Source organism: Humidesulfovibrio mexicanus (genome assembly GCF_900188225.1).
Taxonomy (GTDB): domain Bacteria; phylum Desulfobacterota; class Desulfovibrionia; order Desulfovibrionales; family Desulfovibrionaceae; genus Humidesulfovibrio; species Humidesulfovibrio mexicanus.
Window position 1 is genome coordinate 37,309 of sequence record NZ_FZOC01000005.1, and the last position, 22,807, is coordinate 60,115.

Annotated in this window: 20 protein-coding genes; 8 read left to right on the top strand and 12 right to left on the bottom strand. The window is 68.4% G+C overall.

Annotation, left to right across the window (positions count from 1 at the left end; translation table 11 throughout):
* Nucleotides 1-43 precede the first annotated feature (43 nt).
* Nucleotides 44-3,442 (bottom strand): PAS domain S-box protein, encoded by a 3,399-nt coding sequence (locus CHB73_RS11480; RefSeq protein ID WP_089274735.1) that lies wholly within the window; start codon nt 3,440-3,442, stop codon nt 44-46.
* A gap of 279 nt (nt 3,443-3,721) precedes the next feature.
* Here CHB73_RS11480 and CHB73_RS11485 point away from each other — a divergent pair, with 279 nt between their 5' ends.
* Nucleotides 3,722-4,459 (top strand): TetR/AcrR family transcriptional regulator, encoded by a 738-nt coding sequence (locus CHB73_RS11485; RefSeq protein WP_089274736.1) that lies wholly within the window; start codon nt 3,722-3,724, stop codon nt 4,457-4,459.
* Between the two features lie 8 nt (nt 4,460-4,467).
* On the opposite strand, the gene CHB73_RS17005 is transcribed toward CHB73_RS11485, so the two are convergent.
* From CHB73_RS17005 to CHB73_RS11520, 7 genes are read right to left on the bottom strand one after another with little or no spacing between them, the layout of a single operon-like run.
* Nucleotides 4,468-5,823, bottom strand: a complete 1,356-nt coding sequence (locus tag CHB73_RS17005; RefSeq protein WP_089274737.1) for an FAD-binding protein — start codon at nt 5,821-5,823, stop codon at nt 4,468-4,470.
* Between the two features lie 16 nt (nt 5,824-5,839).
* Entirely contained in the window at nt 5,840-6,643 is an 804-nt protein-coding gene (locus tag CHB73_RS11495; protein ID WP_089274738.1) for a tetratricopeptide repeat protein, read from the bottom strand.
* Between the two features lie 49 nt (nt 6,644-6,692).
* Nucleotides 6,693-7,811: a glutamine-hydrolyzing carbamoyl-phosphate synthase small subunit gene (carA, locus tag CHB73_RS11500; RefSeq protein WP_089274739.1), complete on the bottom strand. Its 1,119-nt coding sequence runs from the start codon at nt 7,809-7,811 to the stop codon at nt 6,693-6,695.
* Nucleotides 7,808-8,575 carry a 3-deoxy-manno-octulosonate cytidylyltransferase gene (kdsB, locus tag CHB73_RS11505; RefSeq protein WP_089274740.1) on the bottom strand — a complete coding sequence of 256 codons (768 nt, stop codon included), beginning with the start codon at nt 8,573-8,575 and terminating at the stop codon, nt 7,808-7,810. Before kdsB ends, carA begins: the two co-directional genes overlap by 4 nt.
* Nucleotides 8,576-8,599: 24 nt before the next feature.
* Nucleotides 8,600-9,910, bottom strand: a complete 1,311-nt coding sequence (locus tag CHB73_RS11510; RefSeq protein WP_089274741.1) for a 3-deoxy-D-manno-octulosonic acid transferase — start codon at nt 9,908-9,910, stop codon at nt 8,600-8,602.
* A 2-nt stretch (nt 9,911-9,912) separates the two neighbouring features.
* Nucleotides 9,913-10,839: a D-alanine--D-alanine ligase family protein gene (locus CHB73_RS11515; protein ID WP_089274742.1), complete on the bottom strand. Its 927-nt coding sequence runs from the start codon at nt 10,837-10,839 to the stop codon at nt 9,913-9,915.
* A complete protein-coding gene (locus tag CHB73_RS11520; RefSeq protein WP_235641591.1) occupies nt 10,802-11,446 on the bottom strand; it encodes an HD domain-containing protein in 645 nt (214 codons plus the stop codon). Before CHB73_RS11520 ends, CHB73_RS11515 begins: the two co-directional genes overlap by 38 nt.
* A gap of 272 nt (nt 11,447-11,718) precedes the next feature.
* Here CHB73_RS11520 and CHB73_RS11525 point away from each other — a divergent pair, with 272 nt between their 5' ends.
* From CHB73_RS11525 to CHB73_RS11540, 4 genes are all read left to right on the top strand, one after another.
* Nucleotides 11,719-12,036: a TusE/DsrC/DsvC family sulfur relay protein gene (locus tag CHB73_RS11525; protein ID WP_089271175.1), complete on the top strand. Its 318-nt coding sequence runs from the start codon at nt 11,719-11,721 to the stop codon at nt 12,034-12,036.
* Between the two features lie 232 nt (nt 12,037-12,268).
* A complete protein-coding gene (gene hypD / locus CHB73_RS11530; protein ID WP_089274743.1) occupies nt 12,269-13,366 on the top strand; it encodes a hydrogenase formation protein HypD in 1,098 nt (365 codons plus the stop codon).
* A 3-nt stretch (nt 13,367-13,369) separates the two neighbouring features.
* On the top strand, nt 13,370-14,386 hold the full coding sequence (gene hypE / locus CHB73_RS11535) for a hydrogenase expression/formation protein HypE (RefSeq protein WP_089274744.1): 1,017 nt from the start codon (nt 13,370-13,372) through the stop codon (nt 14,384-14,386).
* 148 nt (nt 14,387-14,534) lie between these two features.
* The gene (locus CHB73_RS11540; RefSeq protein WP_089274745.1) at nt 14,535-15,728 is read left to right on the top strand and encodes a putative sensor domain DACNV-containing protein; all 1,194 of its coding nucleotides are present in this window, start codon (nt 14,535-14,537) and stop codon (nt 15,726-15,728) included.
* A gap of 256 nt (nt 15,729-15,984) precedes the next feature.
* Here CHB73_RS11540 and CHB73_RS11545 read toward each other — a convergent pair whose 3' ends face one another.
* The 3 genes from CHB73_RS11545 to CHB73_RS11555 all read right to left on the bottom strand — a co-directional run bounded on the left by CHB73_RS11545 (nt 15,985) and on the right by CHB73_RS11555 (nt 18,995).
* A complete protein-coding gene (locus CHB73_RS11545) occupies nt 15,985-17,163 on the bottom strand; it encodes a tetratricopeptide repeat protein (protein ID WP_089274746.1) in 1,179 nt (392 codons plus the stop codon).
* Between the two features lie 140 nt (nt 17,164-17,303).
* Complete coding sequence (locus CHB73_RS11550; RefSeq protein ID WP_089274747.1) at nt 17,304-17,714, bottom strand: YXWGXW repeat-containing protein; 411 nt, start codon at nt 17,712-17,714, stop codon at nt 17,304-17,306.
* Nucleotides 17,715-18,002: 288 nt separating this feature from the next.
* A complete protein-coding gene (locus tag CHB73_RS11555) occupies nt 18,003-18,995 on the bottom strand; it encodes an NAD(P)H-dependent glycerol-3-phosphate dehydrogenase (protein ID WP_089274748.1) in 993 nt (330 codons plus the stop codon).
* Between the two features lie 212 nt (nt 18,996-19,207).
* On the opposite strand from CHB73_RS11555, the gene ahbB reads away from it, so the two are divergent.
* Nucleotides 19,208-19,696, top strand: a complete 489-nt coding sequence (gene ahbB / locus CHB73_RS11560; RefSeq protein ID WP_089274749.1) for a siroheme decarboxylase subunit beta — start codon at nt 19,208-19,210, stop codon at nt 19,694-19,696.
* 33 nt (nt 19,697-19,729) lie between these two features.
* Nucleotides 19,730-21,001 carry a glutamate-1-semialdehyde 2,1-aminomutase gene (gene hemL / locus CHB73_RS11565; protein WP_089274750.1) on the top strand — a complete coding sequence of 424 codons (1,272 nt, stop codon included), beginning with the start codon at nt 19,730-19,732 and terminating at the stop codon, nt 20,999-21,001.
* Here hemL and CHB73_RS11570 read toward each other — a convergent pair.
* The gene (locus CHB73_RS11570) at nt 20,998-22,020 is read right to left on the bottom strand and encodes a PAS domain-containing protein (RefSeq protein WP_179217019.1); all 1,023 of its coding nucleotides are present in this window, start codon (nt 22,018-22,020) and stop codon (nt 20,998-21,000) included. The genes hemL and CHB73_RS11570 overlap by 4 nt on opposite strands.
* A gap of 286 nt (nt 22,021-22,306) precedes the next feature.
* On the opposite strand from CHB73_RS11570, the gene CHB73_RS11575 reads away from it, so the two are divergent.
* Nucleotides 22,307-22,717 (top strand): helix-turn-helix domain-containing protein, encoded by a 411-nt coding sequence (locus CHB73_RS11575; protein WP_089274752.1) that lies wholly within the window; start codon nt 22,307-22,309, stop codon nt 22,715-22,717.
* Nucleotides 22,718-22,807 lie beyond the last annotated feature (90 nt).

The window sequence follows — 22,807 nt, forward strand, 5'->3', positions numbered from 1 at the left end:
CTGCGACAGGGCTGTGTCGCCACGGCGACATATTTACGCGGACCTACCCGGCGGAAAGAATCTCCCGCAGGGCTTCGGAGATGGACGCCTGGCTGTACGGTTTGGCCAGCACGCGCAGGATGTTGGGCGGCAGGTCCGGGGGCACGTCGCCGGTGTGCAGGCGACCGGAGATCATGACCACGGGCAGGCCGGGGTGCTCGAAAAGAAGCCGCCAGGCGAACTCCACGCCGTTTACCTGCGGCATGTCGAAGTCCGTAAGCACCACGTCGAAGCCGCCGGGGCGATCGGCCAGCAGGCGCAGGGCCTCCAGCGCGCTGGCGCAGCCGGTGACCTCGTACCCGAGTCTGCCCAGCACGCGGGGGATGGTGGCCAGCTGGTCGTCGTCGTCCTCCACGAACAGCACGCGGCCCTGGCCGGGGCGCACGTGCTCGGCCAGGGGCTGCTCTTCCTGGTCCAAGTCCCGCTGCTTGGGCAGGTAGATGTCGAAGCTGGTCCGCTCCCAGGGGATGCTGGATACGGCCACCGCGCCCTTGTGCGCCTTGATGATGCCGTGGACCACGGCCAGGCCCAGGCCCGTGCCTTCGGCCTTGCCCTTGGTGGTGAAGAAGGGGTCGAAAATTTTGTCCAGGATGTCCTGCTCGATTCCTGGCCCGGTGTCGGTGATGGTGAGGCGGAGGTAGCATCCGGGCGGAAGCGAGAGGACTTCCGCGGCCGGGGCGTCCAGGTCTTCGGCCTGCAGGGTCAGCAGCAGGTCGCCGCCGGTCTCGCGCATGGCCTGGAAGGCGTTGGTGCACAGGTTCAAAAATACCTGGTGCAGCTGGATGGGGTCGGCCAGGGCCAGGGCCGGGTCCTGGCGGATGTCCTCGCGCACGCTGATGTTGCGCGGCAGCGAGGCCGAGAGCAGGCTCAAGGTCTCGCGCACCACGTCGGCCACGTTGACGTACTGGAACCCTGCCTGGGAAGGCCGACTGAAGGCCAGGATCTGCCGCACCAGCTGGCTGCCGCGTTGCCCGGCCCGCAACACGCGCAGCAAGTCCTGCGTCATGTCCGATTCGCCGGGCGCGTCCATGAGGGCCAGCTCCGCACTGTTGATGATGCTGGTGAGGATGTTGTTGAAGTCGTGGGCGATGCCCCCGGCGAGCGTGCCGATGGCCTCCATCTTCTGGGATTGCAGGAGCTGGCGCTCCAGGTTGTTTTTCTCGGTCACGTCCTCGGCTGCGCACAAAAGGCCCACCACCCGGCCCGAGGCGTCGTGCAGGGGCACGCGCGAGACCTCCAGCAGCACGGGCCGTCCGTAGCCGTCCTCGGTGCTCCAGGTGGCGCGGTACTGCGGCTGGCTGGTCTCCACCACCTGGCGGTCGCTCTGCTGCGAGGCCCGCGCCGCCTCGGACTCTCCGAAGAGCTCCTCGTCCGTGTGGCCGAGCACGCGGCGGGCGTCCTCCAGGCCGAAGAAGGACACGAAGGAGCGGTTCACGCCCAGGTAGCGCAGGTCGCGGTCCTTCCAGCTCACCAACTGGGGGATGGTGTCGAGCACCAGTTGCAGCATCCGCTCGCTTTCGCTGCGCGCCCGTTCGGCGTTCTCGCGTTGGGTGATGTCCTCCACCACGCCTTCGTAGGCGGCAAGGCCGCCGTCCGGCCCGGCAACGACGCGGATGTGCAGAAACGCGGTGATGCGTCTGCCGTCGGGACGCACGAACTCGCGCCGATGGGTGGCCACGCCGCCGGGGCCGGTGCTGGCGCGCAGCCAGTCCGCGGGACCGTCGCCGTCGCCGGCCAGGAAGTCCGCGCCCGTGGCCAGCAGGGCTTCCAGGCTTTCGAAGCCAAGCATCTCCACCAGGGCGTGGTTGGCGTCCAGCAGGCGGGCGTCCGGCGCGGCGCGGAAGATGCCCAGCACCGAGTTCTCGAAGATGCCGCGGTACTTTTCCTCGGCCTGCCGCAGCTCCTCCTGGGCGCGCTTGAGCCCGGAAATGTCGTTGAGCGCGCCCACCAGTCCAAGGATCTCGCCCTTGGCGTTCAGGTAGGTGGCCTTGGAGAGCATCACCGCGCGGGTATCGTCTCCGGGCAGGTGCAAGGCGGATTCGTACACGCGCACCCCGGCCCGGGCGAGCAGTTCCTTGTCCACGGCGTCGCGCAGCTCCTCTGCCCCGGACTCGGCCAGATCCTCCGGGGCTTTGCCCTGGATTTTCTCCCGCTCCACCTGGAAGAGGCGCTCGAAGGCGAGGTTGCAGTCCTGGAACAGGCCGCGCCGGGTCAGGGAATAGAGCGGCAGGGGTATGGCGTCCATGAGGATCTTGAGGAAGGAGAGCTGGTCGTTGACGCGTTCCTGGATGCGCCTGCGCTGGCTGATGCTGACCAGAAGCAGCACCAGGATGAACAGGAGCGCGGCCAGGCTCACCATGATGGTCCAGAAGATGCCCTTGTCGATGGTGTAGAAGCGGTAGGGCTCGTTGATGATCTCCGCGCCGCTTGGCAGCTCGGAGATGGGGATGCCGATCTTTCTCAGGACAATGTAGTCGAAGACATAGGGATCGTTCAGCCGTTCCACCACCGGGATGGCCGAAGGGTCGGCCCCGGCCAGGATGCGCAGGGCCAGGCTCCCGGCCATGCGGCCATGGTCCACCCCGCTGTGCAGGCGGCCGCCCACGCAGCCGTGGTCGAGCAGGAAACGCCAGCAGCTGTACACCGGCAGCGACACGTTGGCGGAAATGACTTCCAGCACCTCGTCCGCGGCGTAGAGCTTGCCGCCGTGCTCCAGGTACATGGGGATGACGAACAGCAGGGTGTTCTTGGGCATGGCGCGAAGCCGCTCCAGAATCTCCGGCATGGGCAGGTCGTCCCAGTACTCGAACTCCAGCAGGCCCTGGAGCCTGGGTGCCGTCTTGCGCAGCTGGCCCTGGATGGCCATGCCCGTCACCGAGCGGTCGCCGATGACGATCATCTTGTGGGCGTTCTTGTGCAGGCGCGCGGCCAGGCGCAGGGTGGCCTCGAAGTCCACGTTCTCCACCAGGCCGGTGATGTTGTTCCTTCCGGCGAGTTTTTCGGGCTTGAAGTCGTTGACCCCGCAGAAGACCACGGGCAGACCGGGGAACAGCCTGTCCTGATAGTCCAGCACGAAGTTGTAGGCGAAGTCGTCGCTGGCGATGACCAGGTCGAACTCCGAGTCCCGGAACTTGTCGCGATAGAACGTGAAGAGGGCCTGGGCGCGCTCCTGCGTGGCGAAGCGCTTGGTGTCCATGTACTCAATCTGCAGGTCCACCAGGAATTGGGACTCGGCGAAGTACTGCCTGAGGCCGGTGACGATCTCGTCGGACCAGGCGTAGCCGTCGTGGTAGGAGTTGAGCACCAGCACGTTCTTGCGCGGCTTTTCGGCCAGGGCCGGGCAGGCGGCCAGGCCCGAAAACAGGACCGCCAGGACCAGGCACAGGGCGAGACGCTTGAACATGGGCTACAGTCCCGGGCGCTGGCCGCCGACCCGGCCGCCGACACGACCGGAGGGGCAGGCCGCGCGTACGCGCCCGGCCTGTGGGCCGTGCGGAGGGGGGCTCTGTGTTGCGCTGCGCGGCATTGCTGGTCTCCAGTCCATGTTTGCCGCGAAGTCTCGCCGCTTTTCCGTCCCAGGTCAAGGCGAGGGGCGTGGCTTGGCTTATGTCACCCGATCTTGACGCCTGCGCCGTTCTCCGCATAAATTTCCCCGTCAGGCGCAGTGCAACAAGGAGGACTCATGACCGCCGCGAGCCCGCCCCCCATCGCCCGGCGCAGACGCCAGCGCGACGCCGAACGCACCCGCGCGGCAATAGTGCAGGCCGCCCGCGAGGTGTTTCTGCGCGGCGACTACCATCAGGCCTCGCTGAGCGACATCGCCCACAGGGCCGGAGTGGCCCAAAGCCTGATCCACCACCACTTCGGCTCCAAGAAGGGGCTGTACGTGGCCGCGGTGCACGCCTTTCTCGCCGAGTTGGACGAGGATCTCAAGGGCATCATCCAGCCCGTGGTGGACACCACCGGGAAAAACGCGCCCGAGGAGGCCGCCGCGTTCATCAGCGCAGCGCTTACGGCCTATTTTCGCTTTCTTTCCGCCAACGAGCAGTGCGTGCGGTTTTACCGCATCCTGGACCTGTCCATGCACAACGACCCGGATCTGGTGGCCGGGCTGGACGAACTGGACGACCAGGGCCGCGAAATGAGCACCCTGCACCTGATGCGCGCGGCCCACGACCGATTGACCCTCATGAAGGAGCGCGGCCAACTGCGCGAGGGCGTGGAGCCCCTGCCGCTTTTGTCCGCCATGCTGTGCACGGTGGAGCATTGGTTCACCTCCTCGCGGCGGCTGAACCACAGGCTCTCGCAGGCCGTGGGGCGCGGCGGGGCGGGCTGCCAGGGCGGCATCGCCCCGGAGGAATATCTGCGCACCGTTGTCGAGGTGTTTCTGCGCGGCGCCCTGGCCGAGCCGGGCCGCTGAAGCACGCGCTATTGCGCATCCAGCACGCACAGGGCCGAGAGGGCCAGCAGGCGTTGCCGCAGGGAGGGCGCGTCCTCCTCTTGCGTCCGCAGCCAGGCGATGAAGGCCGCGCGCGTGCGGTCCTGCGGCGCAAAGGGCGCGGCATGGCGGTCCATGCCCCTGCGCAGACGCGGGAGGAACGTCCGCTCCGGGCGCAGGTCCAGACCCGGAGCAGGGGCGGGAGGCGGTCCGGCGAGGGCTGTTCCGCCCTGGTCCGGCTGGAGGGCGGCCGCACGTCCGGCGCGCGCGCCGAAGACAAGGGCCGAGAGCGCCATGCCGCCGCCCATGCGCTGCGCCCCATGCATTCCGCCCGCGCATTCGCCGCAGGCGTACAGGCCCGGAACAGCGGTTCGGCCGTCGGCATCGATGCGCGCCCCGCCGTTGCCCGCGTGGGCGAACAGCGCCAGGGGCGCGCCCCCAGGCAGGGGGGCCAGCCCGTCCGCACCGCGCCGGGCAAGCAGCCAGCGGTCCAGCGCGGCGTCGGGCAGGGAGTAAGCCAGCGGGCAGTGTCCGCGCCTGGCTTCGGCATGGTGGGCCAGCTCCGGAGCCAGCAGGCTCCAGGGCAGGGCGCCGGGATTCACGAACCCGCCATCGGCCGCATGGCCCCAGAAGAATTGCAGGAAGCGCGCGTTGACCAACTCGGTCCCGGCGGAACGCAGCAATCCAAAAGAGAGCCCGCTGCCGCCCGGACCGCAGATGCGCCTGGCGAAGAGCGGAGCCGGGCCGCCCAGGGCCGCCACCACCGCGTCGGCCCGCAGGAAGACCGGTTCGCCGTCGCGCAGGGGGGCGAGCCATGCGCCGGTTGCGCGGCCTGCCGCATCGCGGGTGATCTGCAGGGCCACGAAGCCGTGCAGCAGGCGCACGCCCAGGCCCCGCACGCGGGCCAGGAACGCGCCGTGCGCCGCGCCCAAATCGTCGAAGACCACGGCCCGCCGGGGTGGGCTGAAGCAGCCCGGGTAGCGGGCAAGGGCCCCGTCGGCCTTGCGCCGGAACGCCAGGCCGAGGGAGAGCAGGTCGGAGAGCGCGACCGGTGCGTCCTGCGCCAGGGCGCGCGCCAGTTCCAGGGCAACGGTTCCGGGCGCGGCCAGGGCCAGGGCCTCCCTGATGAAGGCTTCCGCCTCGCCGGGGCGGGGGGCCTGCATTCCCAGGGCGTTGTTGCGGTTGGCGAAGGAGGAGCCGCACGGCGCGGCGCGCGGGCTGACCAGGGTGACGGCGAGGTGCGGGGCGGCCTGCTTTGCGGCCCAGGCGGCGCGCATTCCAGCCAGGCCCGCGCCCAGCACAAGCACATGCCGGAAGGACGGGGCGGGCGCGGCCTGCGGGGCCATGGAGCCTCCTGGGGGCTTAGCCCCCGAGCTTCTTCTGGGCGAAGGCGAGCAGCTTCTTGGCCTCGACGAAATTGGGGTTGATGGCCACGGCCATCTTGGCGGCCTCGGCCATTTTGGCCCATTTCTGCCAGTCGTAGTACAGGCGGCCCAGGTTGAAGAAGAGGTACTCGTCCGTTTGGCAGATGCCCAGGGCGCGGCGGTAGTAGCCCTCGGCGCTTTCGAAGTCCTGCATTTTGCGCAGCACGATGCCGATGCGGTTGTACAGGTGGATGGACTCCGGAGATTCGTTGATGGCCTGGCTCAGGTGGCCCACGGCGTCCTGGTTCAGCCCGGCCTTGTAGTAGCGGTCGGCAATGTCGGCCTTGAGTTCCGCATCGCCGGGGAATTCCCCGGTAAGCCTGTCGAAGGCCTGCCGGGCCTCGTCGAACTGCTGCTCGTCCAGGTGCTTCTGGCCGCGTTCAAGCCCCTCGCGCTTCTTGGACTCCAGGGCCTCCAGGTCCTTCTGGGCGGTCTCGTTCACGTCCTCCTGCAGCACCTTGCGCATCTCGTAAAGCTCCTCCAGGAGCTTCTTTTCAGCGCCGGGCGTGTAGTGCAGAAGCAGCGGGTAGAACTTGCGCAGCTCCTTGTGATTGTTCAGGGAATACACGGCGGTGTCGAGCATCTGGGCGAATTCTTCGCGCTCGTTCTTGAGCAGCGGTGCGGAGAGCATGAGCACGATGGCGTCGTTCAACGCCTGGGCCGCAGTCATGTACTTGCCCATTTTAAGGCTGGCGTTGATGCCTGCGAGCTTTTGCCTCGCCTTTGTGAGTTCGCCTGACATGCGTGCGCCTCCCTTGGCCCGCGCAAAAGCGGGCGCTGGCTTGTGTCCCTTACTTGCCCGTGGCCTGGCGCACCAGGTCGCGGAAGCGGGGGAAGAAGTAGGCGCTGTCGTGGGGGCCGGGCGCCGCCTCGGGGTGGAACTGGATGGCGATGAGGGGCTTGCTTCTGTGGGCGAAGCCCTCCAGCGTCTGGTCGTTCAGGTTCCGGTGGGTCACCTTGAGCTCCGGCAGGTGGTCGATGTCCACGCAGAAGCCGTGGTTCTGCGAGGAGATTTCGATCTTGCCGGACTCCATGTCCATGACCGGGTGGTTGCAGCCGTGGTGGCCGAACTTGAGCTTGTAGGCGCGTCCGCCCAGGGCCAGGCCCATGATCTGGTGTCCCAGGCAGATGCCCGCCACCGGAAGCTTCTGCGCAAAGACCCTGGTGGCCTCGATGGCGTTCTTGACCACGGCCGGGTCGCCGGGGCCGTTGGAGAGGAACACCGCGTCCGGGGAAAGCTCCGCCGCCTGCTGGTGTGTGAAGTGCGATGGCACCACGAGCATGTCGAAGCCCTGGGCTGCGAGCAGGCGCAGGATGTTCCATTTGACGCCGAAGTCGTAGACCAGCAGGCGCGGGCCGTTGCCGGCCCAGCTGAAGTCGGCCAGGTTCACGGTCTTTGTGCCGCTGCCGGTCCACAGGTAGGGATTCTTGGCGCTGACCTTGTCGGCCAGGTTCAGGCCCTCCATGCTGGGCAGCCCCTGGGCCTTTTTGACCAGTTCCTGCGGCGAGCCGGAGGTGGAGATGACCCCGCGCATGGCTCCGTTGAGGCGCAGGTGCCGGGTCAGCGCGCGGGTGTCGATGCCTTCGATGCCCATGACGCCGGCCTTTTTGAGGTAGTCGGGCAGGGACATGGCGGCGCGCCAGTTGGAGGGCTCCTTGCAGCACTCCTTGACGATGAGGGCCTCGGCCCCGATCTTGTGCGACTCCACGTCCTCGGCGTTGACGCCGTAGTTGCCGATGAGCGGGTAGGTCATGCAGACCATCTGGCCCACGTAGGAGGGGTCGGTGAGGATCTCCTGGTAGCCGGTCATGCCGGTGTTGAAGATGGCCTCGCCGCCGGTCTCGCCGGGACCGGTGAACGACGAGCCCTCGAACCAGGTTCCGTCCTCAAGGGCCAGAATCGCTTTCATGTTGCGTGCTCCCGCAGGATTTTTTCAATGTGCTCAACGTCTTCTGGCCGGTCCACCCCATGGCACGCGTGGCGGGTCAGGGCCACATGGATGGGGATGGCGTTCTCCAGAAGCCTCAACTGCTCCAGCTTCTCCGTGCGCTCAAGCCTGCCCTGCGGCAGCGCCGCAAAGCGCTCCAGCGCGTGCATCCGGAAGGCGTACAGCCCCACATGCAGAAGCGGCCCGGCCGTGTCCCCGTCCGCTTCGCCGTCGCGGCAAAAGGGAATGGCGGCACGGGAAAAATACAGCGCGCGGCCCTGCGCGTCCAGAACCACCTTGACCCGGTCCGGGCTTTGGGCCTCGGCGCGGGTCATGGGCGTGGCCAAGGTGGCGGCCTGCACCGTCTCGCCCCCTGGCGCCGCGAAGGGCGCCAGCAATTCCTCCAGCATGGCCGGGTCGAGCGCCGGTTCGTCGCCCTGCACGTTCACCACCACGCTGTCCGGCTCCGCGCCGATGAGCCGGGCGGCCTCCAGCACGCGGTCGGTGCCGCTCTGGTGGTGGCGGCCGGTCATGATGGCGGGCGCTCCCCACGCGTTGGCCGCAGCCATGATGCGCTCGTCGTCCGTGGCGATGAGCACCCGCGAAAAGCGCGCGCACAGGGACGCGCGCTGGTGCACGCGCACGCACATGGGCACGCCGGAAATTTCCACAAGCGGCTTGCCGGGAAAGCGCGAGGAATCATACCGAGCCGGGATGATTGCGTAACAGGGGGGCAGGGTTCTCATGCTCGTCACGGCTCCGCAGGGTGTTTACCCGCAAATTAGGCATTCGGCAACCGCCTGGCAAGCGGCGTCCGCGCCGCCCCGGCGCGATTGTGCGTAGCTTTCGGCGCGGCGGCGCACATCCTGGCGGTCGGGCGGGGTGTCCGCAAGCGCGCACAGGGCGTCCAGCACGCCCGCCGCGTCCTGCTCCAGCCGGGCCAGGCCGCACTCGAAAAGTTCATGTCCCACCCAGGCGAAGTTGGACCAGGACGGGCCGATGACCGGTGTCACGCCGTGCGCCAGAGGCTCCAGAAAATTCTGTCCGCCAAGGTCCGCCAGGCTGCCGCCGACGAAGCAGGCCCGCGCCAGGGCGAAGGCGCCGGAGAGTTCGCCGAAGGCGTCCCACAGAAGCACCGAGCCGGGCCGCGCCGCGCCCGCGCTGCGGCGGACATGGGGCACGCCGCCCCGTTCGAGCAGCCCTTCCCAGGCGTTCAGGCGCTCCATGTGCCGGGGAAACACGCCCACCACCGCACCGGGCAGCCGCGCCAGCAGACCCTGGATGATGGCGAGAGCCTGGGCTTCCTCCTGTCTGCGCACGCTGCCCAGCACGATGAAGGGCGCGCGGACGCCGTCGACTTGCGGCAGCAGGGCCGCCAGGGCCGGGTTCGGGGCGGAGGCAGAGAAGTCCAGGCGGTCGAATTTGATGTTCGGCATGATTTGCGTGCGCGTTTGGGGGAACAGGGCGGCGAAGCGGGTCGCGTCGTCTTCGGACACGGCCAGCACGCGCTCCGGGCCGAGGCAGCGCCAGAAGCCGGGAAGGCGCAGATAGCCGCGCAGGCTCTTCGGCGTCATGCGGGCGTTGACGGCCAGGGCCGGGATTCCGGCCCTGCGGCAGGCGGCCAGAAGCCCAGGCCAGAGCTCGGTTTCGAGCAGCGCCACCGCGCGCGGGGCCACTGCGGCCAGGGCGGCCGCCATGTTGCCGGGAATGTCGAAGGGAAACCAGGCGGGCAGCAGCTCCACGCGGCCCGCGAGGTCGGTTGCGGCGCGCGCAAGCACGCCCATGCCCTGGCTGGTGAAGGTGGTGACGAGGACGCGCGGCGGGCGACCGTCCACAAGGCCGCCGGGCAGACAGTCGGGCAGGCGGCGCGCCAGCTCCCATGCCAGGTACGCCTCGCCGCCGCTGGCCGCCTGGACCCAGAGGTCCGCCTTGGGCGGCGGTCCGGAGCGCATGAGCCGCGCGTCCCAGCCGTCCTTGAGCCGCCCGTTGCGCCGCAGGCCGGGCAGGGCCGCGCGCCAGGCCAGGCCGTAGACCCCGAGGATGGCGCGCGCCACCAGGGGCGGCTTCCGGGGGACGGGCATGGCTAGCCCTTGGCCTTGGCGGCCCGGGCGGACAGGCCAAGGCGCACCAGTTCGGCCACCAGCGCGTCGAAGTCCATGCCCGCGGCCTTGGCCGCCTTGGGCAGCAGGCTGGTGGGCGTCATGCCGGGCAGGGTGTTGGTCTCCAGGATGAAGGGGCGGCCCTGGGCGTCCACCATGAAGTCGGAGCGGGAGTAGCCCTCGATGCCGAGCACCTTGTGCGCGGCCAGGGCCATGCCCTGCACCTCGGCGGCAAGGGCTGCGTCCACGGGCGCGGGGCAGATCTCTTCGGCCCCGTCGGCAGCGTACTTGTTCTCGTAGTCGAAGAACGCCGTGCCCGCGCGCGGGCGGATGAGGATCACCGGCAGGGCGCGGTCCGCCAGGACGGCGCAGGTCAGCTCCATGCCGGGGATGCATTCCTCCACAAGGGCGGCCTGCCCCATGGCGAAGACCTTGTCCAGGGCCTGGCCCAGGTCCTCGGGCCGCTCCACGCGGCTCATGCCCAGGCTGGATCCGCCGTTGTTGGGCTTGACGAAGAGCGGGCAGGGCAGGTCGCACAGGCGCGCTTCGCCCGCGATGCCGGTGTAGAGCCGCCAGGCCGGGGTGCGCAGGCCGCGCGCCTCGTACAGCGCCTTGGCCGCGGCCTTGTTCAGGGCCAGGAACGAGGCCTTTGGCCCGGCTCCCTGGTAGGGGCAGCCCGCCTCCTCCAGCATGGCCTGGATGAGGCCGTCCTCTCCCGGCGAGCCGTGCAGGTTCAGGAAGGCGAAGTCCGCCTCGCGGGCGGCGGGGATGATGCCCGCGAAGTCCGTGGCCGGGTCGAGCAGGCGCGCCTCGTGACCCAGGCGGCCAAGCGCCTGGGCGATGCCGTGCGCGCCGGAAAGGGAGACGTCTCGTTCAGTCGACCAGCCGCCGGCTATCAAAATCATGCGCATTGAGATCCTTCTCCAAGAGTTGCGACAGAACGCTTTCTATCTGTTTGGCCTGCCGGTTGGTCTCCGCGATGCGGTCGCGAATCTCCTGCGTTTTGCCGTAGCGGTCAAGGAGATCGCCGAAGCGCGATTCGATGGGCACGATCGTGTCGTGGGCCACGCGCTTGTCGCCGTAGAGCACGGCCAGCGGGGTGAAAAAGCGGCGGAAGTCCATCTCGAACGGCCAGTACATATGGTGGATGACGCCCTGCGCCAGCACCGGGTTCCCCGTGACCGCCATGACCCAGGCCCCGCCCAGCTGGCCGTGGTGCCCGCCGTGCTTGATGCAGTAGGCCTTGGCGATGTCGTGCAGGAGGGCCGAGGCGCGCACCGTGTCCACGCAGACCTCGAATCCCTTGGCCCTGGCCGCCTCGGCCACCTGGGAGGCCACCAGCGCGACCTTGGCGCTGTGCGCGCGGATGTGCGCAGGCATCTTGAAGCGGTCCCACAAGGCCACGCAGCGGGCCTCGGAAGGCGCGCGCCAGGGGGGTCTGCGGGCCGTTTCCGGCGCGGGCGGCGGCGGGGGCGGCAGGTCTGGCCACATGGGGGCCATGGGGATGACTGGGCGCATGGGAGTCACGTCGCGTTTTTGTCCGGATTTGCGTTTCAGGGCGGAGCCGTGCCCGCCATATGGGCAATGCCTACCAGCAGCGGGACGAAAAAGAAAGCGTGGGCACGGCTATTTCTATCGGTCCGGGTGCGAAATTGCCCTTGAATTATTCCCAGGCTCGGGCTACAGGACCTGTTGGAAAACGAAAGGCGCAAAGGGCTGACAGCCCGATGCCGGTGTCTGTGGCCCCGACAGCGTATGAAATGCAATCTAGACCGAGGAGGATTCCGAATATGGCTATTCTCGAGTTTAAGGGAAAGAAGTTCGAGGTTGACGAGGACGGCTTTCTGCTGAAGTTTGAGGAATGGAACCCTGAGTGGGTGGAGTTCGTGAAGGAGAGCGAGGGCATCCCCGTCATCACCGAGAACCACCAGAAGGTCATCGACTTCCTGCAGGACTACTACAAGAAGAACGGCATCGCTCCCATGGTGCGCATCCTGTCCAAGGTGACCGGATACAAGCTGAAGGAGATCTACGAGTTGTTCCCCTCCGGCCCCGGCAAGGGCGCCTGCAAGATGGCCGGCCTGCCCAAGCCCACCGGCTGCGTGTAATCCCTGCGCCAAGTGTGACCCGAAGGGGCGGAGGCTTTGGTCTGCGCCCCTTTTTTTCGCCCGCCGCCCTTCCCGGTTTTTGGCCCGTGCGCAGCGCCGCCCCGCGAAAATCGCTGGTGGCCCGCGCGAAGCGCGGCGCGGGCATGGACGCGCGCGCCGACACGGTGTATGTCCCTTGGGCCGGAAGGTGGGCGCGCCCGCCTCCGCAAGACCGCAACCGAAGGACAAGCCAGTGAGCCTCGAACTTCTCGACCAGTTCCACGACCCGGCCCTGTGCAAAAGCGTTCTGGAGCGCCTGCGCGTCACCCTGGACGGCCAGCCCCTGCGCTTCATGGAGGTCTGCGGCACGCACACCGTGGCCATCTTCCGCAGCGGACTGCGCTCCATCCTGCCAAAGGAGATTGTGCACCTCTCCGGCCCGGGCTGCCCGGTGTGCGTCACCCACGAGGCCGAGATCAACGCGTTTTTGGACCTGGCGGGAACGCCAGGCGTCATCATCGCCACCTTTGGCGACCTGATGCGCGTGCCCGGCAGCCGGGGGCGCACCCTCAAGGCCGCCCAGGCCGAGGGCGCGCGCGTAAGCGTGGTGTATTCCCCGCCCGACGCCATAAAGCTGGCGGCCGACAATCCGGACGCCACAGTGGTGTTTTTGGGCGTGGGCTTCGAGACCACGGCCCCGGGCGTGGCCGCCAGCATCCTCATGGCCAGGGCGCAGGGCGTGGCCAACTACCGCGTGCTCTCCTTCCACAAGCTGGTGCCCCCGGCGTTGGAGGCCCTGCTTTCCGACCCCGGCACGGACATCGACGGCTTCATCATGCCCGGGCACGTGTCGGCCATCATCGGCGCCGAGCCCTACCGCCCCGTTGCCGAGCGCTTCGGCAAGGCCGCGGCCGTGGCCGGGTTCGAGCCCCTGGACATTCTGCAGGCGCTGCTGTTTTTGGCCGAATGCAAACGCGACGGCCGGGCCGAGATCGCCAACCTGTACCGCCGCGTGGTGCGCGACGAGGGCAACGCCAAGGCCCGTGCGGTCATGGCCCAGGTGTTCCGCCCGGCCGATGCCCTGTGGCGCGGCATCGGGCTCATTCCCGGCTCCGGTTTGGAAGTGGCGGACGAATACGCCGCCTTTGACGCCAAGCGCCAGTACGGCATCGTCATCAAGGACTGCCCGCCTCTGCCCGGCTGCAAGTGCGGCGAGGTGCTGAAGGGCAAGCTGGCCCCCAACCTCTGCCCGCTTTTCGGACGCGCCTGCACGCCCGCCAACCCCGTCGGGCCGTGCATGGTCTCCACCGAGGGCTCCTGCGCGGCCTACTACAAATACCAGGTGGACTAGCTCATGAGCGACAAGGTGCTTCTTGACTACGGTTCCGGCGGCAAGGCTTCGCAGCGGCTCATCGGCGAGCTGTTCCTCAAGCATTTCGACAACCCCGAACTGCGGCGCATGAACGACGGCGCGGTGCTTTCCGTGGGCGGCAGGGTGGCCGTCAGCACCGACACCTTCACCGTGGACCCGCCGTTCTTTCCCGGCGGCGACATCGGCGCGCTTGCCGTGCACGGCACCGTGAACGACGTGGCCATGATGGGCGCCACGCCCCGGTACCTCACCTGCGGCTTCATCATCGAAGAAGGGCTGCCCATGGTCGAACTCGGGCGCATTGTCGAGTCCATGGGCGCTGCCGCGCGCGCGGCCGGGGTGGACATCGTCACCGGCGACACCAAGGTGGTGCCCAAGGGCGCGGTGGACAAGATCTTCATCAACACCACCGGCATCGGCGATGTCATTGTCGACCCGGCCCCGGCCGGGGACCGCGCCGCGCCCGGCGACGCCATCCTCATCAGCGGCACCCTGGGCGACCACGGCCTGGCCATCCTGTCCACCCGGCAGGGCCTGGCCTTCGAGACGCCCCTGCTCTCCGACTGCGCCAGCCTGAACCACGCCATCGGGGCGCTTTTGCGCCAGCTGCCGGACGTGCATGTGCTGCGCGACCCCACGCGCGGCGGCCTGGCCACCACGCTGAACGAGATCGCCAGCGCCTCCGGCGTCATCTGCGAGATCGTCGAGGACGACATCCCGGTGCGGGCCGAGGTCAAGGGCGGCTGCTCGCTCTTGGGCCTGGACCCGTTGTACCTGGCCAACGAGGGCAAGTTCATCTGCATCGTGCCCGAGGCCGACGCCGAGGCCGCGCTCGCCATCATGCGCGCGGACCCGCTGTGCGGCGGGGCCAGGCGCATCGGCTCCGTGCTGCCCACGGACAAGCCGGGCGCTCCCGGCCGCGTGCTGCTTCGGACCGGGCTGGGCGGCAAGCGCCTGCTCGGAATGCTTGAAGGCGAGCAGCTGCCGCGCATCTGCTAGGGGCGCGACAAGCACGAAACGACCCGCCCGGCCTCCCCTCCGTTGCGAGGGGCCGGGCGGGTGTGCGCAAGCCCCTTGCCCAGGGGAGGGCTCACGCGCTACATCCGGGGGGACAGCCCCTCTCACCGCCGCGCAACCCCGAGGCCCCATGGACTCGTGCATTTTCCCCGTGGATTCCGTCTTCATCGACGCGTTGCGGCGCGCCGTTGGGCCTGCGCCCGGTGATACGCCCGCCGACCGCGCCCAGGCCCTGCTGGCCGATGCCGCGCAGCTTGCGCAACTGTGTTCCGACTGTTTTTGGGCCAGCCTGGAGCAGGAGGAGGGCAGGCAGGTGCGCGGCGCCATCGCCTTGTGCTCGCCTTCGGCGTCGCTCTTGGCGCGCAGCTTTACCCGACCTGTGCCTGTCTCCGTCAAGAACCTGGTGGAGTTGCTAACGGCATCGCCGCGCAGCCCGCTGGCCGTGCATGGCGGTGCGGAGGGGCTGGAGGTCTGGGGCATCGTGGATTCCGAGCCGGAGGGCGGCACGCGGCTGCGCATTGCGGGCAACGGCAAGCTGCTGGCCTCGCGCGCCGGGCAGGTGCTCGCGCTTATGCACCAGGGCGAGGTGTCCATCCCCGTGGCCTCGGACGAGGCCTCGCTGGCGCAGCTTGTGGCGCGCACCCTGGGCATGGAGCGCGCCCTGGAGCAGCACGCCAATGTTCCGGGCAGGCTCATCCGCATCGTCAGCACCATGATCCGGCACGGGCACGGCGGCAGCCTCGTGCTCACCCTGCCGGAAGACGACTCCTGGCGCAGCGCTGTGAGCTTCCGCTTTTGTTTCGATGAAGCCAGCGCACGGGTGCTGTACGACTCGGTGCGCAATTTCGAGACCATGGCCGACGAGGCCAAGCGCGGCTATGACGACCTTGTTTCCGGGCGCACCGGCTGCGATTCGCTCATTACCCTGCGGGAACGCTTCGAGGCCGTGAGTTTCCTGCGCGGGCTGAGCGAATCGTTGTTCCGGCGTATCGGCGAACTGGGGCTGGTGGACGGCGCGGTGGTGATGGACATGGAACTGCGGCTCTACGGCTTCGGGGCCAAGCTGCTGTACGGGCCGGAGGAGTTTGACGTTGCGACGCTGGACGCGGTGACCGGGCGGCTGCGCAAGCATGTGCCCCTGGCGGAGCTGGGCGGAATGCGCCACCAGTCGGCTGCGCGCTTCGTCAACGCCAACCGGGCCTGCGATGTGTTCGTGGCCTCGCAGGACGGGCGGCTGTCCATGTTCACCTGGGCGGATGTGCTGCAGGGCGTCGCCGTGGTGCAGCATTTGGAACATTTCCTTTGGGAGCAGCAGGAAGGATAGCGGGCGTGCCTGGACAGGGAAGCGCCCGGTTTCCGCCTTGCTGGAGGGCGCAACGGTGGAAGGGCGCTTTCTGTCGAGCCAGCACGCCTCACTGCATTTCAGGACAGGGGAACATGAGATGACATCATCAGTGGACGGGGGGAGCGGAACACTCTCCATGTTCCGCCTTAGGGGCGCATAGCCTCGCTGCGGGCCGCCCTCCGCACGGGGCCTGGTATGCCCCACGTGCGCCCCTCGGCGTGTGGTGTGAAGGCCGCTAGTCGAAGACGGATGTGATGGACTGCCAGAACGAGGCGAAGTTCGGCACGTCCAGGCTGGGGTCCAGCCGCTTGGCCGTGGCGCCATCGGCCACGGCGCGCTCGTTTTCGCCCAGCTTCTTGAAGGCGTAGGCCCGCTTGAGGTAGGCCTGGGCGTTTTTGGGCCGCAGCTCGATGGCCGCGCTGTAGTCGCGCACGGCGTTGCGGTGCTGCTCCAGGGCGAAGTAGGCGTCGCCCCGGTCCAGGTGGGCCTGCACATTGCGGGGATCGGCCTTGAGGGCCAGGTCGCCGTCCTGCACGGCGTAGCCGTACTGCTTCATGGCGAAGAACACCCTGCCGCGGCCCAGCAGGGCCTCCACGTCGTCGGGCTTGTGGGCCAGGACGCGCCCGTAGTCCGCCACGGCGCGGTCATACTCCTTCAGGCGCGCCAAACCCACGGCCCGGCTCAAATAGGTTTGCCGATCAGCGGGACCAAGGGCCAGCATGGCATCATAGTCGGCCAGGGCCTCTTCCTTGCGGTCCAAGGCGGCCAGCACGCCGCCGCGCAGCCCCAGGACCACGGCGTTTTTCGGATTGGCGGACAGGATCTCGTTCAGGTCGGCCAGGGCTTCCTCATGCTTCCCCAGGGCCTCCAGGGCCTTGGCCCGCATCAGGCGCGCTTCGGCGAAGCCGGGCAGCAGGGACAGGGCCTGGGAGCAGTCCTCCACGGCCGGGGCGGCTTGGCCCATGCGCCAAAAAAGTCCGCAGCGGCGGTAGAACGCGGCCGGAAATTTCGGCTCGGCCTCCACGGCCCTGCCGTAACATTTGAGGGCTTCATCCCGCCGGCCGCCCTCCTCGTGGACGATGGCCAGATTGTACCAGGCCTGGGCGAGCTTTGGCGCCAGGCGCAGGGCCTGCTGGAAATCGGCCATGGCTGCGGCGGCGTCATGGCGGGCATAGTGGATCTGTCCGCGATTGTTCAGCACGGAGGCGGAAATCTCCGGCGGAAGGCCTGGCGACTGGAGGCAGCGGGTGAGGAGGTCCAGCTGCGTCTGGGCCGGGGCGCGGGCGTCCATGGCGCTTTGGGCGTCCAGGCAGGCCTGCGGCGCGCCCTGCGCCAGGGCCGCCTGGACATGCAGGCCGCACACCCCGGCGAAAAAAAACGTGGCGCAAATGGTCCGAACATGTCGCGTGAACATGGCGTTGTCTCCCCCAGTGCGTGTCCGTTCCCGGGCAGGATAGCAGACAGCCCCATGGGCCGCAACGCGCCGCCGCGCCGAGGACGAGAAAAGGCCCGGACGTTCGTGCCGTCCGGGCCTGCGAAGACGTTGCGCGTGGTCTAGTCGCGGTGGTGCTTCCTGTGCCCGTGCCCGTTGCCATGGCGGCCGTGGTCGCGGTCGTGGTCATCGCGGTCATGGTCGCGGTGGTGGTATTCCCGATCCGGGGCCCAGCCCCCGGCCACATAGCGGTAGTATGGCCCGCGGCGTTCCCAGCGGGCGGGTTCCCAGCGCTGGCCTGGCCGCGCCTTGATCCAGCGGCCGTCGGCCCAGTGGTGGCGTCCGCCCTCCCAGTACCAGGTTCCGGGCACCCAGACCCAGCCGGGCCGGTGCTTGTGAACCCGCTCCACGCGCGGCGGGGGCGGGGCGTCGGAGATGGTGACGCTGACCGAAAGCTGCGCCAAGGCTGGGGTGGCGTACAGGCCGATGCAGAGTGCGGCGGCGAGGAGGGGGGCGAGGGCTCTGCTGTTCATTTCGTGCTCCTTTGGAAGCGCCGGGCGAACCCGGCCGTGCGTTTTCGTCATGCCCGCCGGGTCATCCGGCGGATGCTGTTCGGAAGAAAAGCATTCCCCATGCCAGCGTGTAACGCGCCAGAATCAAACGCTGTTTAAAATATTGAACGGGCCGGGCATGTTTCCGGTGTGCAAGACCGCGACAGGGGTGCGCAAAAACCGTCGAAAAACGGGCGGATGCGGTCTGCCGCGGGCGCAAAAAAAGGCCGGGGCCGGCCCGGCCTTTCGAATGTGGCGGGGGAGTGCGGCCTATTCGTCCTTGAGCTCGCGGGTCATGAGGTCGCGCACGGCCTGGGCCGGGTCCTTGTCCTCGTACAGGATGCGGTAGACCTGTTCGGTGAGCGGCAGCTCCACGCCCAGCTTGCGGGAGAGCTGGAACACGCTTTGCGTGGTGCGCACGCCCTCGGCCACGGTCTTGGTCTCGGCCAGAATGTCGGCCAGCTTGCGGCCTTGACCGAGCTTCATGCCCACTGTGCGGTTTCTGGAGAGGTCGCCCGTGCAGGTGAGCACCAGGTCGCCCATGCCCGAAAGGCCCATGAAGGTCTTGGGCTTGGCGCCCATGACCTTGCCCAGGCGGCTCATTTCGGCCAGGCCACGGGTGATGAGCGCGGCCCGCGCGTCGTGGCCGAAGCCCAGGCCGTCGGCGATGCCAGCGCCGATGGCCATGACGTTCTTGAGCGCCCCGCCAAGCTCCACGCCCAGGAAGTCCGGGTTGGTGTACACGCGGAAGGTCTCGGTGGAGAACAGCGCCTGCAGCTCGCGGCCCAGCTTCTTGTCCGCGCAGCCCAGGCTGACGGTGGTGGGCATTCCCAGGCTCACCTCCTTGGCGAAGCTGGGGCCGGAGAGGGCGGCGTAGCGAGGGGAAAGGCCGTCCAGGGCCTCGGCCACCACTTGGCTCATGGGTGCGAGGGTGCCGTTTTCGATGCCCTTGCTGGCGCAGACCATCACCGGCCGTTTGGGCAGGATGTCGCGGAAGCTGGTGAGGCTGGCGCGCATGAACTGGCTGGGCACCACCAGCAAAAACACCTTGGCCCCGGCGAAGGCGCGGGCCGGGTTCGCGTGCAGCTGCAGGTCCGGGCAGAGCTGGATGTCCGGCAGGAACCAGGTGTTGCGGCCCGTTTCCTTCATTTCCGCCAGCAGTTCGGGTTCGCGCACCCAGAGGGTGGTGGGAACGCCTTTTTTCGCCAGCAGGTCGGCCAGGGTGGTGCCCCAGCTCCCAGCGCCGATGACGGCGGTCTTCATGCGTCGCGCTCCTTGTCAGGGGGATTGCCGCATGTGCGCGGCGGGCGGGCGGCAAAGGCCCGATGTGCGCCCTCATACCCGCTGGCGCGGGGGGTGGCAAGCCCCGCATCAGTCCCGCACCCGGCCCGAGTTGCAAGGCCGCGCGGCCTCGGATACAAGAACCCCTCCCGCGCCATGCGGGCGAATGCGCACCACAACCAAGCGAGCACGCCATGAGCCATGCCCCAGCCCCCCAGTTCACCGAGGCCGAACGCCGCATCCTGGCCCTGGCCGGGACGGACCTGCCCGACTCGCCCACGCCCTATGCCGACATTGCGGCCCAGGCCGGAGCGACCGAGGCCGAGGTGCTGGCGCTCATCGCGCGGCTGAAGGAAGAAGGGATCATCCGCCGCTTCGGGGCCACCTTGCGCCACCAGAAGGCGGGCTACTGGCACAACGCCATGGTCGCCTGGCGCGTGGACGACGAGGCCGAGGCCCTGCGCGTGGGCGAGCTCATGGCCCAACGGCCCGAGATCAGCCATTGCTACATCCGCCGCACCTACCCCCAGTGGCGCTACAACCTCTATACCATGATCCACGGCAAGAATCCCGGCGACACCGCGCGCGTGGTGGAGGAGCTGGAACGCCAGACCGGCGTGGCCGACCACCAGACCCTGGCCTCGCTCCGCGAGCTCAAGAAAACCTCCATGCGCTACTTCTAGCCCCCAAGACACACAGCAAAGGGAGAATCCACCATGACCAGCACGTCACAAGCCTATTTCGAACGCGCCCAGAACATTCTGCCCGGCGGCGTGAACAGCCCGGTGCGCGCGTGCAAGAGCGTGGGCTGCGAGCCGGTGTTCATCGACCGCGCGGCGGGAAGCCGCATGTGGAGCGTGGACGGAGAGGAGTTCATCGACTACGTCATGAGCTGGGGGCCGATGCTCCTGGGCCATGCGGACAAGGCCGTGGAAGAGGCGGCCGTGGCCGCGGCGCGCAAGGGCGCCAGTTTTGGCGCGCCCTGTCCGGCGGAGGTGGAGCTGGGCGAGCTGATCCGCGAGATCATGCCCGGCATGGAGCTGCTGCGCATGGTCAGCTCCGGCACGGAGGCCACCATGAGCGCCGTGCGCCTGGCGCGCGGCTTCACCGGCCGGGCCAAGGTGCTGAAGTTCGACGGCTGCTACCACGGCCATAGCGACGGCTTTCTGGTGAGCGCGGGCAGCGGCGTGGCCACCCTGTGCATTCCCGGCACCCCCGGCGTTCCCGACGCCATCGCCGGGCTTACCCTGCTGGCCCCCTACAACGATCTGGCCGGAGTCGAAGCCCAGTTCCAGGCCCATGGCGGCGACATCGCCTGCGTCATCGTGGAGCCCGTGGCGGGCAACGTGGGGCTTATTCCGCCTGCGCCGGGCTTCCTTGAGGGCCTGCGCGAGATTTGCACCCGCCACGGCGCGCTCTTGATCTTCGACGAGGTCATTTCCGGCTTCCGCGCGGCCCTTGGCGGCGCGCAGCAGCGCTTCGGCGTGCGCCCGGACCTGACCACCCTGGGCAAGATCATCGGCGGCGGCTTCCCCGTGGGCTGCTATGGCGGCAGGAAGGAGATCATGGCCCACATTGCGCCCAGCGGGCCGGTGTACCAGGCGGGCACGCTTTCCGGCAATCCCGTGGCCATGGCCGCTGGCCTCGCCACCCTGAAGCGTCTCGCCGCCCAGGATTACGCCGCCCTGGAGCGCCGGACGGCCGCGTTCGCCGGGGAGCTGGCGGACATCCTGCGCGCCAAGGGGAGGGACATCGTGCTGAACCAGCTGGCCAGCATGTTCACCCTCTTTTTCACCAAGACCCCGGTGACGGACTACGCCACGGCCAAGACCTCCGACAATGCGGCCTACGGCGAGTTCTACCGGCAGATGCGCGCGCATGGCGTCAACCTTGCGCCTTCGGGCTTCGAATGCGCCTTCACCTCCTTCGCCCACAGCGATGCGGACCTGGAGGCGACCCTTAAAGCGGCGCGCGCAGTGCAGATTTAAGACAGGCGCGGCAGCCTGAGCCGCCAGAGGATGTCGGCGCGCACATGCGCCAACACTTGGCACAATCCCTGGGAGCCCGCTTCGGCGGGCTCTTTTTTGCGCCGGGCGGGCAGGGCCGGGTCGTCGCCGAAACTGGCGCGGCTGAATGCATCGCAGCGCCCTGCCAGCACCTGCCGCTGCATCTGCTCCGTAATGTCCGCGCAAAAGCCTTCCCAGGCGGTCATGCGCCCCTGCCCATCGCGCTGGGCGCGCAGGTTCAGCGAAATCCACGCCACCCCGCCATCGGCCGTGCGCAGGGCCAGGGCATACAGCTGGATGGCCTCCACGCGGTCGAGCACGCGCAGCATGGCCCCATGCTCCTCCGCGCCCTCAAGGCATTGCTCGCGGAAGCTGCTGAACCGTTGCAGCAGCAGCTCAGGGCTTTGGAACCCGCACAGCTCGGCGTACTGGCGGTTCACCTCCAGGTAGCGGCCGGAGCAATCGGCGCGGAACACGCCCACCTGCCCCAGACCGCACAGCTCCAGCAGTTCGTCGCGGGCGCGCCGTTCCTCGGTCACGTCCGCGATGAGCCCGTAGCCCACCACGTTGCCCCGGCCATCGGGGTGGGGCAGCAGGCAGCTGCGCAGCCAGCGCTGGCCGCCTTCCTGCGGCAGGATGCGATACTCCTGTTGCCAGGGGCTGAGGGTGCGCGCGCTGTGCATCATGGACACCAGCACGCGGTCGAAGTCTTCCGGATGCACCATGTGGAACAGCGGGGTCGTGTCGCGGTGAACGGCCTCAAGCGACATGCTGTGCACGGATTCGAAGCTTCCGCTGGCGAAAGGCAGGCAGGCGCGGCCGCCGGAGTCGAGCGTGAAGCGGATCAGGGCGCAGGCCCAGCCGGGAATCAGCTTGCGCAGGCATGTGGAAAGGTCTGGGCAGGCTTCGCCACAGGCTGCGTGCTCGGGCCGTGCGGCGCAGCCCCGCGGCCGACGCCTGCCGCCACAGGCGGCCAGGGTCTCTTGGGGGGTGGTGCTCATGGAATCTCCGGGGCGGGCGCCAAGTCTGGGCGGCGGGGCCTTGGGTCGGCGCCGACGCTGAATTGGGGGGGAGCGCTCGCTCACGATGGAGGGTATATAAATATTGCGGACTATGCAACGCTTCCCCAATATTCCGTCACCACAAATCCCCTCTGGGTCCGGGGAGAATTCGGGGAGGTCATGGCTCCCCCCCTTGGCGAAAGCGGCGATCAAGGGTAAGACCATGCTTCAGGTTGACGATATCTTACTTATGTATACGTATAACACGACACAGAGGGCACGCCCAGTGAGCGCAGCACCAGATTCCTTTTCCCCGGACGCCTTCGTGGAGCGCCTGCTCCAGATGCGCAAGGCCACCGGCCGTACCGGGGCCAACATCGCCCGCCTGGGCGAGATCACCAAGCAGACCTTTTCCGGCTATCTGCACACCGGGCGTTTGCCCTCGGCCTGTGTGCTCGCCAACTGGGTATTTCGCCTGGGAATCAACGCCAACTGGCTGCTGACCGGCGAGGGGCCCATGTTTCTGGAACAGGCGCACCGCCTTGACGATCCCCTGTTGCGCCGCCTTGGCGAGCATGTGGCCGCATTGCGCCAGGAGGGAGCCGACGAGGCGGGCATTGTCCGTTCGCTCATGGAGATGCTTGAGGCGGAGCAGGGAGGAGAGGCCGAACGCCTCGGACAGGCGCTGGCGGAGTAAGCCGACGAACGTGCCCGCGTCCGGCCTGGTGGGGTTCGGGCCGGGAGGCGTGCGCAACGCAAACCGCTGCGCAACGGCGGCGGCGCGTGG